The organism is Mesorhizobium sp. M4A.F.Ca.ET.022.05.2.1, assembly GCF_003998845.1.
In the GTDB taxonomy this organism is placed as follows: domain Bacteria; phylum Pseudomonadota; class Alphaproteobacteria; order Rhizobiales; family Rhizobiaceae; genus Mesorhizobium.
In genome coordinates, this window is sequence record NZ_RZOJ01000042.1 from 1 (window position 1) to 15,353 (window position 15,353).

Below are 15,353 nucleotides of genomic sequence, written 5' to 3' on the forward strand. Positions count from 1 at the left end.
ATCTTCACGGCGCGGGCGGAGTGTTCGTTGATGATGGCGTTGGCGCGGGCCGAACCGGCGGCGTCCATCAGGTCGCTCTTCGACAGGATGATCAGGTCGGCGCAGGCGACCTGATCTTCGAACACTTCCTCGACCGGATCGTCGTGGTCGAGCGTCTCGTCTTGCGCGCGCTGCGCCTGCAGGGCGTCCATGTCGTTGGCGACGCGGCCTTCGGCCAGTGCCGGGCCATCGACCACGGCGATGACGCCATCGACGGTCACGCGGCTCTTCACGCTCGGCCACTGGAAAGCCTGGACCAGCGGCTTGGGCAAAGCGAGGCCGGAGGTTTCAATCAGGATGTGGTCGACCTTCGGCGTCAGCGACAGGATCTGGTCGAGCGCCGGCACGAAATCGTCGGCGACGGTGCAGCAGATGCAGCCATTGGCCAGTTCGACGATGTTCTCCTCCGGACAGGTGTCAATGCCGCAGCCCTTCAGGATCTCGCCGTCAATGCCGATATCGCCAAACTCGTTCACAATGATCGCAATACGCTTGCCGCCGGCGTTTTCCAGGAGGTGGCGGACCAGTGTCGTCTTGCCGGCGCCGAGGAAGCCGGTGACGACGGTGCAGGGAACACGTGAGACGGAAGCGGTCATGGTCAGTCCTTCAGCAGATCGAGGGGAGGGATGCGGGCAACAAGGCCGCGCTTCAGGGAATCGGGCCGGCCGCGCCACGGGATGAGGCCGTCGGTCGAGGTGGCGAAGAGCTTGGCGCAGGTGACGAGGTCGGTGCCGCTGGTCGCATCCAGATCGCCGAAGACGTAGCTCCAGCAGCCATCGCGCAGAAGTGCCGCGCTCAGTCGGCGCTTGCAATTGCCGAGGCATTCGACGGTGCGGATGTTGATCTTTTCGCCGGAAGCCGCCCGGCGCGTGTCCTCGGCGAGCAGCGCGCCGGCGCGCGGATGGGCATCGGAACCGGTCTCGTCGCGGCAGGACGAGCAGACGATGACGGTCACGCCGGCCGGACCATCGTCGTCGCCGGACGGTATGTCCGCTCTATCAGCCGGAAAACTGCTGTCGCGCTCCAAATCAGGCTCCTTGCCCGGAAACCCGCCGGGCGATCGGATTCTTTTCTCGCAGACGGCAGGTCTCCTGGCTCGCGGGTCATCGCCTTGGTTAGCCGCCTTCCCGGGGAACATCCCAGTGGCTTTCGGCCTTGGCTCTTCGCTTACAGTTGCGGGGACAGCCGCGGATTTGGGCATTTTTCCCGCACCGCATTCCCTCTTGGCTCCTCCTTTTGCCGGGAGGAGACCGTCTGGCCATGGATTTAGGCTTCTGCGGGCAGATGTGTCAACGCGCGGCTACGACATGGCTATGTCGGTCAGAGGCTGTCATGTGCCGCCAATCGGCAGGGCCAGGATAACTTGCCGGACTGCTTGATAACCATCGCCGTGGTCCCAGTCATGGCTGAGGGCTAGGTCCTGTCCTTCTTGCCAAACCTTATTATCCAGAAGGACCTCGGTGCAAATAAGCTCGCCTTTCAAGGCTGCAAAAAAGGTGCGTACAAAGTGACTGCCAGGGGAAACGGAAGCTGTGAACAGCTTTTCCAGCTTGGCGTAGAACGTTGGATAACCCCGGTTCAGCGAACTAAGCTCGGTGGTGGCCTGGGAAATGACCGGTCCACCATAGATTTTCCAGCGAACATTTTTTTGCCAGATCTTCCAACTGGGACTGCTTTGCCGCCAAACCTCTACTTCGGCCTGCATGTTGTCGCAGACATGATCAGCCAGTCCCTCGATCGCCACGTGGAAAACGCCACGAAGAAATTTTTCAAACGCCTGATTTAATTCTTGTTCTCGCGTGTCACCGAAGCCAGCAAAGGATTCAATGACCGGCTGAACATCAAGCAGTGGGGAAAAAATGTAGATTTCGAGGACCAGCCGGCCAGCTTCCGCCTCGAATACCTCAGCCTCAAACCGAAGTTGCCTCGACTGTAGCAGAACGTCCTGATCTCTACGCACTGCATCGATCCCATGCGCAATCAATGCGCCATGGATCATGTCGAGCACTTTGTCCGATGCCATTGCACAACCTACGAGGTTTGTTGGAGCGTGTATGACAGAGGCTGCAGGGGTTGGCTATCTTATCTCGCCAGCCAGCGCCGGCCCCAAATCGCCGGCCGGCGTCACTTCGATGCGCTCAAGCCCAAGCCAGCCCTGCATCTGCTTCAATTCCTCGAAGAGTTCACCGGCCGTTTCGGGCGGAGCGCCGGCCTCGGCATAGGCGGCATGGACGCGCAGCACGCTGGCCGGGCGATCGGCCCGCAGATCGACGCGGGCGACGATCCGGTCGCCGAGCAGGAAGGGCAGCACATAATAACCGTACTGGCGTTTTTCGGCCGGCGTGTAGATCTCGATGCGGTAGCGGAAGTCGAAGAGCTTTTCCGTCCGCGTGCGCTCGAAGACCACCGGATCGAAGGGAGCGAGCAGGGCGCGGGCCTTTATTCGGCGCGGAAAGCGGGCGTCCTTGTGGAGATAGGCGGGCCTGTCCCAGCCCTCGACGCGCACCGGCAGCAGCTCGCCCGCCTCGACCAGTTCCTCGATCCGGTCCTTGGTGTCGCCGGGCGCCAGGCGAAAATAGTCGCGCAGGTCGCCATAGGTGGCGATGCCATGGGCGCGGGCGGAAATGCGCAGCAGCTCGCGATGCGCGTCCTCGACCGAGGGAACAGGCAGGTCGAGGACCGCCTGCGGCAACACGCGCTCCGGCAGGTCGTAGTAACGTTCGAAGCCGCGCCGGTAGGCGGTGGTGATGCGGCCGGCCCAGAACAGCCATTCGAAGGCGTGCTTGGCCTCGCTCCAGCCCCACCAGCCGCCATTGCCCTTGTGGCCCTCGATGTCGGAGGCGGCGATCGGCCCGCGTTCGGCGACTTGCCCGTAGATCTCCTCGATCATCGCCTTGCGCTCGCGGCCCCATTTGGCGAGGCCGAGATACATTTCCTCACCCCGCTCGGCGCGCAGCATGCGCCAGCGCAGCAGCGGCCAGGTCTCGACCGGCAGGAAGGAGGCCTCGTGCGCCCAGTATTCAAACACCTTGCGTTTGCGCGTTACGGCGGCATTGTCGAGCAGCGCCAGCGGGTAGGGGCCGAGGCGCGAATAGAGCGGCATATAGTGGGCGCGGACCACCGCGCTTACGGAATCGATCTGGAGCAGGCCGGTCCGGGAGAGAACGCGGGCGAGGTGGCGGCGATCAGGCGTGCCGGCCGGTTGCGGGTCGGTGAAACCCTGCGCGCCGAGCGCGATGCGCCTGGCCATGGTGAGAGATATCTTTTCCTTCATCCGGAAGCCTTGTCCTGATCCTTTGGCCCGCATTTGCGGTTCCTGATTCCGGCCATGCTAGCAGGCAAATGGCGGGAGATATGTCAGGAGAGAAAAGTGGAGTAAAAAATGAAGGAAATCAAACAGGAGCGGATCGGACCAGTTTCATTCGATAAGGCGTCGAGCGTCGCGTTTTGAACAAGGTTTGACTTGCTTCGCCGAAAGCGCTGCGCTAACCCTCGCCGCGTTGCAGCATAGGCCCTTAAAACGGTTCAGCGGTGAATCTGTCACGCTTCCGCAATAGGATCGCTTGCTGTAATCAACGTGGATTGACCGCCAACGGAAAGCCGCAGCATGAACGCACTTTTGAGTTCGTATCTGCCCATCGTCCTGTTTATCGGCGTGGCGCTTGTCGTCGGCTTGGCGCTGCTCGTGGCGCCGTTCCTGGTGGCCTACCGCAGCCCCGATCCGGAAAAGCTTTCCGCTTATGAATGCGGCTTCAACTCGTTCGACGACGCCCGCATGAAGTTCGACATCCGCTTCTACCTGGTGTCGATCCTGTTCATCATCTTCGATCTGGAAGTGGCCTTCCTGTTCCCGTGGGCGGTGTCCTTCTCGAAGATCGGCATGCTCGGTTTCTGGTCGATGATGGTGTTTCTGGCGGTGCTGACCATCGGCTTTGCCTATGAATGGAAAAAAGGAGCGCTGGAATGGGATTGAACGACAGTTCAGGCACCCTCGTCGCGCCGAAGCCCAAGGGCATCATCGATCCCAACACCGGCCGGCCGGTGGGGCAGGATGACCCGTTCTTCCTCGAGATCAACAACGAGCTGGCCGACAAGGGCTTCCTTGTCACCTCCACCGAGGCGCTGATCACCTGGGCGCGCAGCGGCTCGCTGATGTTCATGACCTTCGGCCTCGCCTGCTGCGCGGTGGAGATGATCCACACCTCGATGCCGCGCTATGACTCGGAGAGGTTCGGCGTCGCGCCGCGTGCGTCCCCGCGCCAGTCCGACATCATGATCGTCGCCGGCACGCTGACCAACAAGATGGCGCCGGCGCTGCGCAAGGTCTACGACCAGATGCCGGAGCCGCGCTACGTCATCTCCATGGGCTCCTGCGCCAATGGCGGCGGCTACTACCACTATTCCTATTCGGTGGTGCGCGGCTGCGACCGTGTCGTGCCCGTCGACATCTATGTGCCCGGCTGCCCGCCGAGCGCGGAAGCGCTGCTTTACGGCATTCTTCTGCTGCAGAAGAAGATCCGCCGCACCGGCACGATCGAGCGGTGAACCGATGAGCCAGAAGCTGAATGAACTCTCGACCTATCTGGGCGAGAAGCTGACCGACCGGATTGGCGAAGCGGTGCTGGCCTATGGCGAACTCACCGTCTCCGTGGAGCCGAACAACCTCATCGAGGTGGCGACCTTCCTGCGCGATGATCAGCGCTGCCAGTTCATCTCGATCATCGACGTCTGCGGCGCTGACTATCCGTCGCGAGCCAAGCGCTTCGATGTCGTCTATCACCTGCTGTCGCCGAAGCAGAATGTGCGCATCCGCCTCAAAGTCCAGGCCGACGAGGAGACGCTGGTTCCCTCGCTCACCGCCGTCTATCCTGGCGCCGACTGGTTCGAGCGCGAGACCTACGACCTCTATGGCGTGCTGTTTTCGGGCCATCCCGACCTGCGGCGCATCCTCACCGACTACGGTTTCGAAGGCCATCCGCTTCGCAAGGATTTCCCGCTCACAGGCTTCGTCGAGGTGCGTTACGACGACGAAGCCAAGCGCGTCATCTACGAGCCGGTCGAGCTCAAGCAGGAATTCCGCAATTTCGATTTCCTCTCCCCATGGGAAGGCACGGATTACGTGCTGCCGGGGGATGAAAAAGCCAAGCAGTGAGTAGGGAAGTAGTGAGTAGTCAGTAGGGAAGGAATTGGAAAAGCGGATCGAATCTTATCGCGACCTGATGGTGTGGCAATCGGCGATGGTTCTCGCCGAAGATTGTTACCGTGTCACCAAAGGTTTCCCGAAAGACGAGATTTATGGAATGACCTCTCAGATGCGTCGCTCGGCGGTATCTATCGCCGCCAACATCGCCGAGGGATATGGTCGCGAAAACAGAGGGTCGTTCGTTCAATTCCTGCGCATGGCGCAGGGTTCGTTGAAGGAACTCGAAACACACGTATTGCTGGCATGTCGTTTCGGCATGCTGGAAAAGCCAACGAGATTGAGCTGCTGCTGCGATGCGAAGAGATTGGGAAAATGATGCGATCTCTTATCGGACGGTGCAGGCAAAACAGGCGAATAAGTAGGCATTGAGATTGATGATCACTACTCACTACTCACTACTGACTCTTCGCCAGAGGCGCCAGAATGGCTGAAACCTCCGTCCGCAACTTCAACATCAATTTCGGACCGCAACATCCTGCGGCGCATGGCGTTTTGCGCCTGGTGCTGGAGCTGGACGGCGAGGTGGTCGACCGCGTCGATCCGCATATCGGGCTGCTGCATCGCGGCACCGAGAAGCTGATCGAGGCCAAGACCTATCTGCAGGCGGTACCCTATCTCGACCGGCTCGACTATTGCGCGCCGATGAACCAGGAGCACGCCTTCGCGCTCGCCGCCGAGCGGCTGCTCGGCATCGAGGTGCCGAAGCGCGGCCAGCTGATCCGGGTGCTCTATTCCGAGATGGGCCGCATCATGTCGCACATCCTCAATGTGACGACGCAGGCGATGGACGTCGGCGCGCTGACGCCGCCGCTGTGGGGCTTCGTCGAACGCGAAAAGCTGATGGTGTTTTACGAGCGCGCCTCGGGTTCGCGCATGCACGCGGCCTATTTCCGCCCCGGCGGCGTGCACCAGGACCTGCCGCAGAAGCTGGTCGAGGACATCGGCAAGTGGATCGATCCGTTCCTGAAGTCGATCGACGACCTCGATGCGCTGCTCACGCCAAACCGCATCTTCAAGCAGCGCAATGTCGATATCGGCACGGTGTCGCTGGCCGATGCCTGGGCCTGGGGCTTCTCCGGCGTGATGGTGCGCGGCTCGGGCGCTGCCTGGGACCTGCGCAAGTCGCAGCCCTATGAATGCTATTCCGAGATGGATTTCGACATCCCGATCGGCAAGAACGGCGACTGCTACGACCGCTATCTCGTGCGCATGGAAGAGATGCGCCAGTCGGCGAAGATCATGCGCCAGTGCGTCGACCTGCTGCTCGGCAAGGAAAGCAGCGGCCCGGTGTCCAACCTCGACGGCAAGGTGGTGCCGCCGAAGCGCCAGGCGATGAAGCGCTCGATGGAAGCGCTGATCCACCACTTCAAGCTCTACACCGAGGGCTACCGCGTACCTGCCGGCGAGGTCTATGCCGCCGTCGAGGCGCCGAAGGGCGAGTTCGGCGTCTATCTGGTATCCGACGGCACCAACAAGCCCTACCGCTGCAAGCTGCGCGCGCCCGGCTTCGCGCATCTGCAGGCCGTGGATTTCCTGTGCCGCGGCCACATGCTGGCCGACGTCACCGCCGTGCTGGGTTCGCTCGATATCGTCTTCGGCGAGGTGGATCGTTGAACGCGTCGAACGCCCTATACGCTGCGGCCGGTCTTGCGGCAGGTGTCGCCGGGATGGGTGCCGTTGCTGCCTGGGGTAGTTCGGCCCAGGCCTACCGCGTGTCATGCCGGCCCGAGGGTGTAAAGGCAGCCGTCGCCTGTTCGGTTGCCACCGAAGGCAAGTTCTGGAACTTGGATTCCGGTGTTTACATCAACGCGGAAGCAAACTTTCCGAATTGGAAGACCGCACTCGGTGGGAAATGCTCTGACCGATACCGGGAATATTGGGACTACGTAGACGCCACGTGGGAGAAAGTGGAAGGCAGCGAATTCGAGGCCAGATTAGTCCGCTCGGATCCTCGTTTTTACTTCGACTGCTACAACAGAGTTGAAAGCTAATGTCAGTCCGTCGTCTCGCAGATGCCAGCGTCCAGCCAGCCTCCTTCGCCTTCAACAGGGCGAATACGGCCGCGGCCAAGCAGTGGATCAAGAAATATCCGAAGGGCCGCGAGCAGTCGGCGATCATCCCGCTGTTGATGCTGGCGCAGGAGCAGGAAGGCTGGGTCACCAAGGCGGCGATCGAGACGATCTCCGACATGCTCGGCATGCCGCGCATCCGCGGCCTCGAGGTCGCGACCTTCTACACGCAGTACCAGCTCAACCCGGTCGGAACGCGCGCGCATATCCAGGTCTGCGGCACCACGCCCTGCATGCTGCGCGGCTCGGAAGCACTGATGGATGTCTGCCGCTCGAAGATCCACCACGACCAGTTCCACACCAACGACAAGGGCACGCTGTCGTGGGAGGAGGTCGAATGCCTCGGCGCCTGCGTCAACGCGCCGATGGTGATGATCTTCAAGGATACGTTCGAGGACCTGACGCCGGAGCGGCTGGCAGAGATCATCGATCTCTACGAGGGCGGCAAGGGCGCCTCGGTGACGCCTGGCCCGCAGAATGGCCGCACCGGCTCGGAGCCAGCCACCGGCCTGACGACGCTGAAGAGCGAGAAGGCGATCCTGAAGTCGACACGCGAGAAGGAAGCCAAGGCGGCGGCGAAGGCGGCCAAGGCGGCTCCCGACGCCATTATCGCAACGGAGGTGCCGGCGCCGGCTGCCCCCGTGGGCCCGTCGAAGGCCGGCAAGCCGAAGACCGATGCGCCCGAGACCAGCCCGGCGCTGAACACGCCTTCGCCGGTCAAGGTCGCGCTGGCCGTGGAAAAGGCGGCGAGCGTGTCGGCCCCGCGGCATTCGGCCGCCAATGCCAACAAGGCTTCGCCGGAAGTCGAGGGTGTCTCGAAGCAGCGCAGTGGTCCGAGGGCCAAGGCCGAGCCGGCTTCCGCCTTCAAGGCGCCGGAAGCCAAGCAGCCAGCCGTCAAGCAGGCAAAGCCTTCACTCGACGACAAGAACAGGCCCGCTGGCATAGAACGGCCCGTTGCGGTCGACGACCTCAAGCTGATCTCCGGCGTCGGTCCGAAGATCGAGGGCACGCTGCATTCGCTGGGCATCTACACCTTCGCGCAGGTCGCGTCGTGGAAGAAGGCCGAGCGCGACTGGGTGGACGCCTATCTCTCCTTCCATGGCCGCATCGAGCGCGACGACTGGGTCAAGCAGGCCAAGGCGCTCGCCAAGGGCGGGGTGGCCGAATATATCCGCGTCTTCGGCAAGAAGCCGGTCTGAGGGACGAACAATGCTTCAGGACAAAGACCGCATCTTCACCAACATCTACGGCCTCTTCGACAAGTCGCTCAACGGAGCGATGGCGCGCGGCGCCTGGGACAACACGCCAGGCATCATCGCCAAGGGGCGCGACTGGATCGTCAACGAGATGAAGGCGTCGGGCCTGCGCGGACGCGGCGGTGCCGGCTTCCCGACCGGACTCAAGTGGTCGTTCATGCCCAAGCAGAGCGACGGCCGGCCGAGCTATCTGGTCATCAACGCCGACGAATCCGAGCCCGGCACCTGCAAGGACCGCGACATCCTGCGCAACGATCCGCACACGCTGATCGAGGGCGCGCTGCTCGCCGGCTTCGCCATGGGCGCGATCGCCGCCTACATCTATGTGCGCGGCGAGTTCATCCGCGAGCGCGAGGCGCTGCAGCGGGCGATCGACGAGGCCTATGAGGCCAAGCTGATCGGCAAGAACAACACTTCCGGCTACGACTTCGACGTCTACATGCATCACGGCGCCGGCGCCTATATCTGCGGCGAGGAGACGGCGCTGCTCGAAAGCCTAGAAGGCAAGAAGGGCCAGCCCAGGCTGAAGCCGCCGTTCCCGGCGAATGTCGGCCTCTATGGCTGCCCGACGACGGTCAACAATGTCGAGTCGATCGCGGTCGCGCCAACCATCCTGCGCCGCGGCGCTGCCTGGTTCTCGTCCTTCGGCCGGCCGAACAATGTCGGCACCAAGCTGTTCTGCGTCTCCGGTCATGTCAACAACCCGTGCACCGTCGAAGAGGCGGTGTCGATCCCGTTCCGCGAGCTGATCGACACGCATTGCGGCGGCATCCGCGGTGGCTGGGACAATCTTCTGGCGGTCATTCCGGGCGGCGCTTCGGTGCCGCTGGTGCCGGCCGAGCAGATCATCGACACGCCGATGGATTTCGACGCGTTGCGCGACTTGAAATCGGGCCTCGGCACGGCGGCTGTCATCGTCATGGACAAGTCGACCGATATCGTGAAGGCGATCGCCAGGCTTTCCTACTTCTACAAGCACGAAAGCTGCGGCCAGTGCACGCCGTGCCGCGAAGGCACCGGCTGGATGTGGCGGGTGATGGAGCGGCTGGTGCGCGGCGAGGCGCAGAAGCGCGAGATCGACATGCTGCTCGACGTCACCAAGCAGGTCGAGGGGCACACGATCTGCGCGCTGGGCGACGCGGCGGCATGGCCGATCCAGGGCCTGATGCGGCATTTCCGTGGCGAGGTGGAGCGCCGCATCGATGAGTTTTCGCGCAACGCGCACCGGGTGGAGCCGGTGATGGTGGCGGCGGAATAAGGTTGGAATTGCGGGCGAGAGCCCGGAACAGGAATAACGGGCGGGGCATACGAAGAAACGACCAGGAGCACTCGATGGCGCTGTATTCGATACCCTATGCACTGATGCCCGACATGGACCAGTTAGAGAAGATGAACCAGGATCTGACCAGGATGATGCCGAAGGAGATGGCCAGCGCCGTCAATCTCCTGGCGCATCCTGTCGCCGGTGTCGCCGCCATGTCGGCGATCAGCATCGGGCTGGCCAATCATGCCCTCGGCGTGTGGCTGGGCGCGCTTTCGGGCGCCACCGAGGCCTCGCAGCGGCTGTTCCAGCCGATCGTCGATGATTTCGAGGCGCGGAGCGAAGAGCTGGAGCAAGCCCAGAAGACCTCCTCCAAGGCACGCAAGGCGACAAAGACGCTGATCGCCGAGGCGCAGACCTTCGCCAGGGATGTGACCGACATTGCCCAGGCTTCCGTTGAAAAGGCGCAGGACACCACCGGCACCGACACTGTGGCAAGCAGTGCCGCGACCGGGCTGATGCCGGAGGATTTCAGGCAGCCCAAGGCCATGGACCGGCCGGCGGCGCCGGCCGACCTGAAGGCGATCTCGGGCATTGGCCCGAAGCTGGAGAAGGTCCTCAATGGCCTCGGCATCTGGACATATGGCCAGATCGCGGCCTGGACGGCGGAAGAGATCGCCTGGGTCGAGGACTATCTGTCGCTCGCCGGCCGCATCGGCCGCGACGACTGGACTGGCCAGGCAACGGCGCTGGCGGCCAAAGGTTGAAATTCAATGCCGGGCGCGGTTTTGGCCGCGCCGGAAAGAGGATTGCGGGACGTCCGCAGAGGTTTGAGGCGAGATGGCAAAGCTCAAGGTCGACGGGAAAGAGATCACTGTACCCGACCACTACACGCTGCTGCAGGCAGCCGAGGATGCCGGCGCGGAAGTGCCGCGCTTCTGCTTCCATGAGCGGCTGTCGATCGCCGGCAACTGCCGCATGTGCCTGATCGAGGTGAAGGGCGGCCCGCCCAAGCCCCAGGCCTCCTGCGCCATGGGCGTGCGCGACCTGCGTCCGGGCCCGAACGGCGAGCCACCGGAAATCTTCACCAACACGCCGATGGTCAAGAAGGCCCGCGAAGGCGTGATGGAATTCCTGCTGATCAACCATCCGCTGGATTGCCCGATCTGCGACCAGGGCGGCGAATGCGACCTGCAGGACCAGGCGATGGCCTTCGGCGTCGATTCCTCGCGCTATCACGAGAACAAGCGCGCGGTGGAAGACAAGTATATCGGGCCGCTCGTGAAGACGGTGATGAACCGCTGCATCCACTGCACGCGCTGCGTCCGCTTCACCACCGAGGTCGCCGGCATTTCCGAACTCGGCCTGATCGGCCGAGGCGAGGATGCCGAGATCACCACCTATCTCGAACAGGCAATGACCTCGGAATTGCAGGGCAATGTCATCGATCTCTGCCCGGTCGGCGCGCTGACTTCCAAGCCCTTCGCGTTCCAGGCGCGGCCGTGGGAACTGACCAAGACGGAATCGATCGACGTCATGGACGCGGTCGGCTCGGCGATCCGCGTCGATTCCAGGGGGCGCGAGGTGATGCGCATCCTGCCGCGCGTCAACGAGGCGGTGAACGAGGAGTGGATCTCGGACAAGACCCGCTTCATCTGGGACGGGCTGCGCACGCAGCGCCTCGACCGCCCCTATGTGCGTAAGGATGGCAAGCTCGTCGCGGCAAGCTGGGCCGAAGCCTTCGCAGCGATCAAGGACGAAGTGGGCAAGACCACGCCCGAGCGGATCGGCGCCGTCGCCGGCGATCTCTCCGCCGTCGAGGAGATCTATGCGCTGAAGCTTCTGATGGCGGCGCTCGGCTCGAAGAATACCGACTGCCGCCAGGATGGCGCCGCGCTCGATCCGTCGCTCGGCCGCGCCAGCTACATCTTCAACCCGACCATCGAGGGCATCGAGCAGGCCGACGCGGTGCTGATCATCGGCGCCAACCCGCGCTTCGAGGCCTCGGTGCTCAATGCCCGCATCCGCAAGCGCTGGCGCATCGGCAACCTGCCGATCGGCGTTATCGGCGAGATCGGTGACACGCGCTACGACTATGAGCAGATCGGCGCCGGTCCGGAATCGCTGAAGGACCTGGCCGACGGCAACGGCAAGTTCTTCCAGGTGCTGAAAAAGGCGACGCACCCGCTGATCATCGTCGGCCAGGGCGCGCTGGCGCGCGCCGACGGTGCCGCCGTGCTCGGCCAGGCGGCCAAGCTCGCCGCGGCGGTCAATGCCGCCCGTGCCGACTGGAACGGTTTTGCCGTGCTCCATAATGCTGCCGGTCGCGTCGGCGGTCTCGACCTCGGCTTTGTGCCGGGCGAGGGCGGCAAGGGCGTCGCGGGCATGCTCGGCGAGACAGATCTTCTGTTCCTGCTCGGCGCCGACGAGATCGACATGGCCAAGACCGGCGGCGCATTCGTCGTCTATATCGGCACGCATGGCGACGCCGGCGCTCACCGTGCCAACGTCATCCTGCCGGCCGCCGCCTACACCGAAAAGTCCGGCACCTACGTCAACACGGAAGGCCGCGTGCAGCAGACCAATCGCGCCGGTTTCGCGCCCGGCGATGCACGCGAGGACTGGGCGATCCTCAGGGCATTGTCTGATGTGCTCGGCAAGAAGCTGCCTTTCGACTCGCTGCCGCAACTGCGCGCCAAGCTCTATGGCGAATATCCGCATCTTGCCCGCATCGACCAGGTTCTGGTCGGCAGCGCCGATGACGTAGCCAGGGCGGCGAAGCTCGGTGGCCGGCTGAACAAGGGCACCTTCACCTCGCCGGTGAAGGACTTCTACCTGACTAACCCGATCGCGCGGGCCTCTGCCGTGATGGCCGAATGCTCGGCGCTGGCCAAGAGCGGCTTCAAGCAGGCGGCGGAATAAGCATGGAAACCTTCTTCTCCTTCTACGTGCTGCCGGCGCTGATCATCCTGCTGAAGTCGGTCGTGCTGATCGTCGTGCTCTTGGTCTTCGTCGCCTACATTCTCTACGCCGACCGCAAGATCTGGGCGGCGGTGCAACTGCGCCGTGGACCGAACGTGGTTGGCCCCTGGGGCACGCTGCAGGCTTTCGCCGACCTGTTGAAGTTCGTCTTCAAGGAGCCGGTGATCCCGTCCGGCGCCAACAAGGGCGTCTTCCTGTTGGCGCCGCTGGTGTCGGCGGTGCTGGCGATCTCCGCCTGGGCGGTCATTCCGGTCAACCAGGGCTGGGCGATTGCCAACGTCAATGTCGGTATCCTCTATGTCTTCGCCATCTCCTCGCTAGAGGTCTATGGCGTGATCATGGGCGGCTGGGCATCCAACTCGAAATATCCGTTCCTCGGCGCGCTGCGCTCGGCCGCGCAGATGGTGTCCTACGAAGTCTCGATCGGCTTCGTCATCGTCACCGTGCTGCTCTGCGTCGGCTCGCTCAACCTGTCCGACATCGTCATGTCGCAGCATGATGGGCTCGGCACCAGGCTCGGTCTGCCCAACACCTTCCTCGACTGGCACTGGCTGTCGCTCTTCCCGATGTTCGTCATTTTCTTCATCTCGGCGCTGGCCGAGACGAACCGCCCGCCTTTCGACCTGGTGGAGGCCGAATCGGAACTGGTCGCCGGCCACATGGTCGAATACTCGTCGACGCCGTTCTTGCTCTTCTTTCTTGGCGAGTATGTCGCCATCGTCCTGATGTGCGCGCTGGCGACCATCCTGTTCCTCGGCGGCTGGCTGCCGCCCTTCGACTTCGCGCCCTTCACCTGGGTGCCGGGGCTGATCTGGTTCGTGCTCAAGGTCTGCCTGGTGTTCTTCGGCATTTCCATGGTGAAGGCGTTCGTGCCGCGCTACCGCTATGACCAGCTGATGCGGCTGGGTTGGAAGGTCTTCCTGCCGATCTCGCTGTTCATGGTCATCGCCACCGCAGCCTTCCTCAAGCTCACGGGGTTTGCGTAATGTCCGCTCTTTCCCAAGCCGCAAAGGCGCTGCTGCTGAAGGATTTCGTCAGCGCCTTCTTCCTGTCGATGCGCCAGTTCTTCGCGCCGAAGGAGACGATCAACTATCCGCACGAGAAGGGGCCGATCAGCCCGCGCTTCCGCGGCGAGCATGCGCTGCGCCGCTATCCGAACGGCGAGGAGCGCTGCATCGCCTGCAAGCTGTGCGAGGCGATCTGCCCGGCGCAGGCCATCACCATCGAGGCCGGCCCGCGCCGCAACGACGGCACGCGCCGCACCGTGCGCTACGACATCGACATGGTGAAGTGCATCTATTGCGGCTTCTGCCAGGAGGCCTGCCCGGTCGACGCCATCGTCGAGGGGCCGAATTTCGAATTCGCGACCGAGACGCGCGAGGAGCTTTACTACAACAAGGAAAAGCTGCTCGCGAACGGCGATCGCTGGGAACGCGAACTGGCGCGCAACATCGCTCTGGACGCGCCCTACCGCTGACATTTGACACATGGACGGGGCGAGGGGCCTCGTTTAAGGACAACGCGGCTTCGGCACCGGAGGCGGTACGAAGCCAGAAAGAGCGAACAGGACGAACGTCCTGTTCGGACAGGAACCCGGGGGATCCCCATGCTGAGTGGACTAGAGGCGGCTTTCTTCTACCTCTTCGCCTTTGTCGCGGTGGCGTCGGCCTTCATGGTCATTTCGTCGCGCAACCCTGTGCATTCGGTGCTGTTCCTGATCCTGACCTTCTTCAATGCCGCCGGCCTGTTCATGCTGACCGGCGCCGAGTTCCTGGCGATGATCCTGCTCGTCGTCTATGTCGGCGCCGTGATGGTGCTGTTCCTGTTCGTCGTCATGATGCTCGACGTCGACTTCGCCGAGATGAAGGAAGGCGCGCTGCAATACGCCCCGATCGGCGCGCTGGTCGGGCTGATCCTGGCGGCGGAACTGATTGTCGTGCTCGGCGGCTACACTTTCGCGCCGCAGCTGGCCTCGACAGTGGCCAAGCCCATCCCGGATCTCGCCCAGCGCACCAACACGGCCGCGCTCGGCGACATCCTCTACACGGACTACCTCTACTACTTCCAGATCGCCGGCCTCGTGCTGCTTGTCGCCATGATCGGCGCCATCGTGCTGACGCTGCGCCACAAGCCGGGCGTCAAGCGGCAGTCGATCGCAGCCCAGGTCGGCCGCACGCCGGCGACCGGCATGGAAATCCGCAAGGTCAAATCGGGCGAGGGCATCTGAGATGGTCGTCGGCATCGCGCACTACCTCACCGTATCGGCGATCCTGTTCACGCTCGGCGTGTTCGGCATCTTCCTGAACCGCAAGAACGTCATCGTCATCCTGATGTCGGTCGAGCTGATCCTGCTTGCGGTCAACATCAATTTCGTCGCCTTCTCGGCGGCGCTCGGCGATCTCGTCGGGCAGGTGTTCGCGCTGTTCGTGCTGACGGTCGCCGCGGCCGAGGCCGCGATCGGTCTTGCCATTCTCGTCGTCTTCTTCCGCAACCGCGGCTCGATCGCGGTCGAAGACGTCAACATGATGAAGGGTTGACGGGGC

Annotated in this window: 18 protein-coding genes and 1 riboswitch; of the genes, 14 read left to right on the forward strand and 4 right to left on the reverse strand. The window is 63.1% G+C overall.

Going from position 1 to position 15,353, the window contains the following annotated elements; genetic code table 11:
• From cobW to EN745_RS07575, 4 genes are all read right to left on the reverse strand, one after another.
• On the reverse strand, window positions 1–635 hold a 635-nt coding region (gene cobW / locus EN745_RS07560), incomplete at its 3' end, for a cobalamin biosynthesis protein CobW (RefSeq protein ID WP_127420905.1).
• A 2-nt stretch (window positions 636–637) separates the two neighbouring features.
• Entirely contained in the window at window positions 638–1,066 is a 429-nt protein-coding gene (locus tag EN745_RS07565; protein WP_127420906.1) for a DUF1636 family protein, read from the reverse strand.
• 36 nt (window positions 1,067–1,102) lie between these two features.
• Window positions 1,103–1,309, reverse strand: a riboswitch (cobalamin riboswitch).
• A gap of 60 nt (window positions 1,310–1,369) precedes the next feature.
• Window positions 1,370–2,062 carry a DUF6348 family protein gene (locus EN745_RS07570; protein WP_127420907.1) on the reverse strand — a complete coding sequence of 231 codons (693 nt, stop codon included), beginning with the start codon at window positions 2,060–2,062 and terminating at the stop codon, window positions 1,370–1,372.
• 54 nt (window positions 2,063–2,116) lie between these two features.
• The gene (locus EN745_RS07575; RefSeq protein ID WP_127420908.1) at window positions 2,117–3,313 is read right to left on the reverse strand and encodes a winged helix-turn-helix domain-containing protein; all 1,197 of its coding nucleotides are present in this window, start codon (window positions 3,311–3,313) and stop codon (window positions 2,117–2,119) included.
• Window positions 3,314–3,646: 333 nt separating this feature from the next.
• Between EN745_RS07575 and EN745_RS07580 the strand changes: the two genes are divergently transcribed.
• From EN745_RS07580 to nuoK, 14 genes are all read left to right on the forward strand, one after another.
• Window positions 3,647–4,012 carry an NADH-quinone oxidoreductase subunit A gene (locus EN745_RS07580; RefSeq protein WP_126054017.1) on the forward strand — a complete coding sequence of 122 codons (366 nt, stop codon included), beginning with the start codon at window positions 3,647–3,649 and terminating at the stop codon, window positions 4,010–4,012.
• The gene (locus tag EN745_RS07585; protein ID WP_126054018.1) at window positions 4,003–4,584 is read left to right on the forward strand and encodes an NADH-quinone oxidoreductase subunit B; all 582 of its coding nucleotides are present in this window, start codon (window positions 4,003–4,005) and stop codon (window positions 4,582–4,584) included. Before EN745_RS07580 ends, EN745_RS07585 begins: the two co-directional genes overlap by 10 nt.
• Window positions 4,585–4,588: 4 nt before the next feature.
• Window positions 4,589–5,191, forward strand: a complete 603-nt coding sequence (locus EN745_RS07590) for an NADH-quinone oxidoreductase subunit C (protein ID WP_127420909.1) — start codon at window positions 4,589–4,591, stop codon at window positions 5,189–5,191.
• 34 nt (window positions 5,192–5,225) lie between these two features.
• Entirely contained in the window at window positions 5,226–5,558 is a 333-nt protein-coding gene (locus EN745_RS07595; RefSeq protein ID WP_126054020.1) for a four helix bundle protein, read from the forward strand.
• Window positions 5,559–5,665: 107 nt separating this feature from the next.
• The gene (locus EN745_RS07600) at window positions 5,666–6,856 is read left to right on the forward strand and encodes an NADH-quinone oxidoreductase subunit D (RefSeq protein WP_127420910.1); all 1,191 of its coding nucleotides are present in this window, start codon (window positions 5,666–5,668) and stop codon (window positions 6,854–6,856) included.
• Window positions 6,853–7,233: a hypothetical protein gene (locus tag EN745_RS07605; RefSeq protein WP_127420911.1), complete on the forward strand. Its 381-nt coding sequence runs from the start codon at window positions 6,853–6,855 to the stop codon at window positions 7,231–7,233. The genes EN745_RS07600 and EN745_RS07605 overlap by 4 nt, the downstream gene beginning before the upstream one ends.
• Window positions 7,233–8,510 (forward strand): NADH-quinone oxidoreductase subunit E, encoded by a 1,278-nt coding sequence (locus tag EN745_RS07610; protein WP_127420912.1) that lies wholly within the window; start codon window positions 7,233–7,235, stop codon window positions 8,508–8,510. The genes EN745_RS07605 and EN745_RS07610 overlap by 1 nt, the downstream gene beginning before the upstream one ends.
• A 10-nt stretch (window positions 8,511–8,520) precedes the next feature.
• Window positions 8,521–9,825, forward strand: coding sequence for an NADH-quinone oxidoreductase subunit NuoF (gene nuoF / locus EN745_RS07615; RefSeq protein ID WP_127420913.1), 1,305 nt, complete (start codon window positions 8,521–8,523; stop codon window positions 9,823–9,825).
• 74 nt (window positions 9,826–9,899) lie between these two features.
• On the forward strand, window positions 9,900–10,595 hold the full coding sequence (locus EN745_RS07620) for an NADH-ubiquinone dehydrogenase (protein ID WP_127420914.1): 696 nt from the start codon (window positions 9,900–9,902) through the stop codon (window positions 10,593–10,595).
• A 73-nt stretch (window positions 10,596–10,668) separates the two neighbouring features.
• Window positions 10,669–12,750 (forward strand): NADH-quinone oxidoreductase subunit NuoG, encoded by a 2,082-nt coding sequence (gene nuoG / locus EN745_RS07625; RefSeq protein ID WP_127420915.1) that lies wholly within the window; start codon window positions 10,669–10,671, stop codon window positions 12,748–12,750.
• A 2-nt stretch (window positions 12,751–12,752) separates the two neighbouring features.
• Complete coding sequence (gene nuoH, locus EN745_RS07630; protein WP_126054026.1) at window positions 12,753–13,796, forward strand: NADH-quinone oxidoreductase subunit NuoH; 1,044 nt, start codon at window positions 12,753–12,755, stop codon at window positions 13,794–13,796.
• Window positions 13,796–14,287, forward strand: a complete 492-nt coding sequence (gene nuoI, locus EN745_RS07635; protein ID WP_126054027.1) for an NADH-quinone oxidoreductase subunit NuoI — start codon at window positions 13,796–13,798, stop codon at window positions 14,285–14,287. The genes nuoH and nuoI overlap by 1 nt, the downstream gene beginning before the upstream one ends.
• A 129-nt stretch (window positions 14,288–14,416) precedes the next feature.
• A complete protein-coding gene (locus EN745_RS07640; RefSeq protein ID WP_126054028.1) occupies window positions 14,417–15,037 on the forward strand; it encodes an NADH-quinone oxidoreductase subunit J in 621 nt (206 codons plus the stop codon).
• A 1-nt stretch (window position 15,038) separates the two neighbouring features.
• A complete protein-coding gene (nuoK, locus tag EN745_RS07645) occupies window positions 15,039–15,347 on the forward strand; it encodes an NADH-quinone oxidoreductase subunit NuoK (protein WP_019858930.1) in 309 nt (102 codons plus the stop codon).
• The last annotated feature ends 6 nt before the right edge of the window (window positions 15,348–15,353 follow it).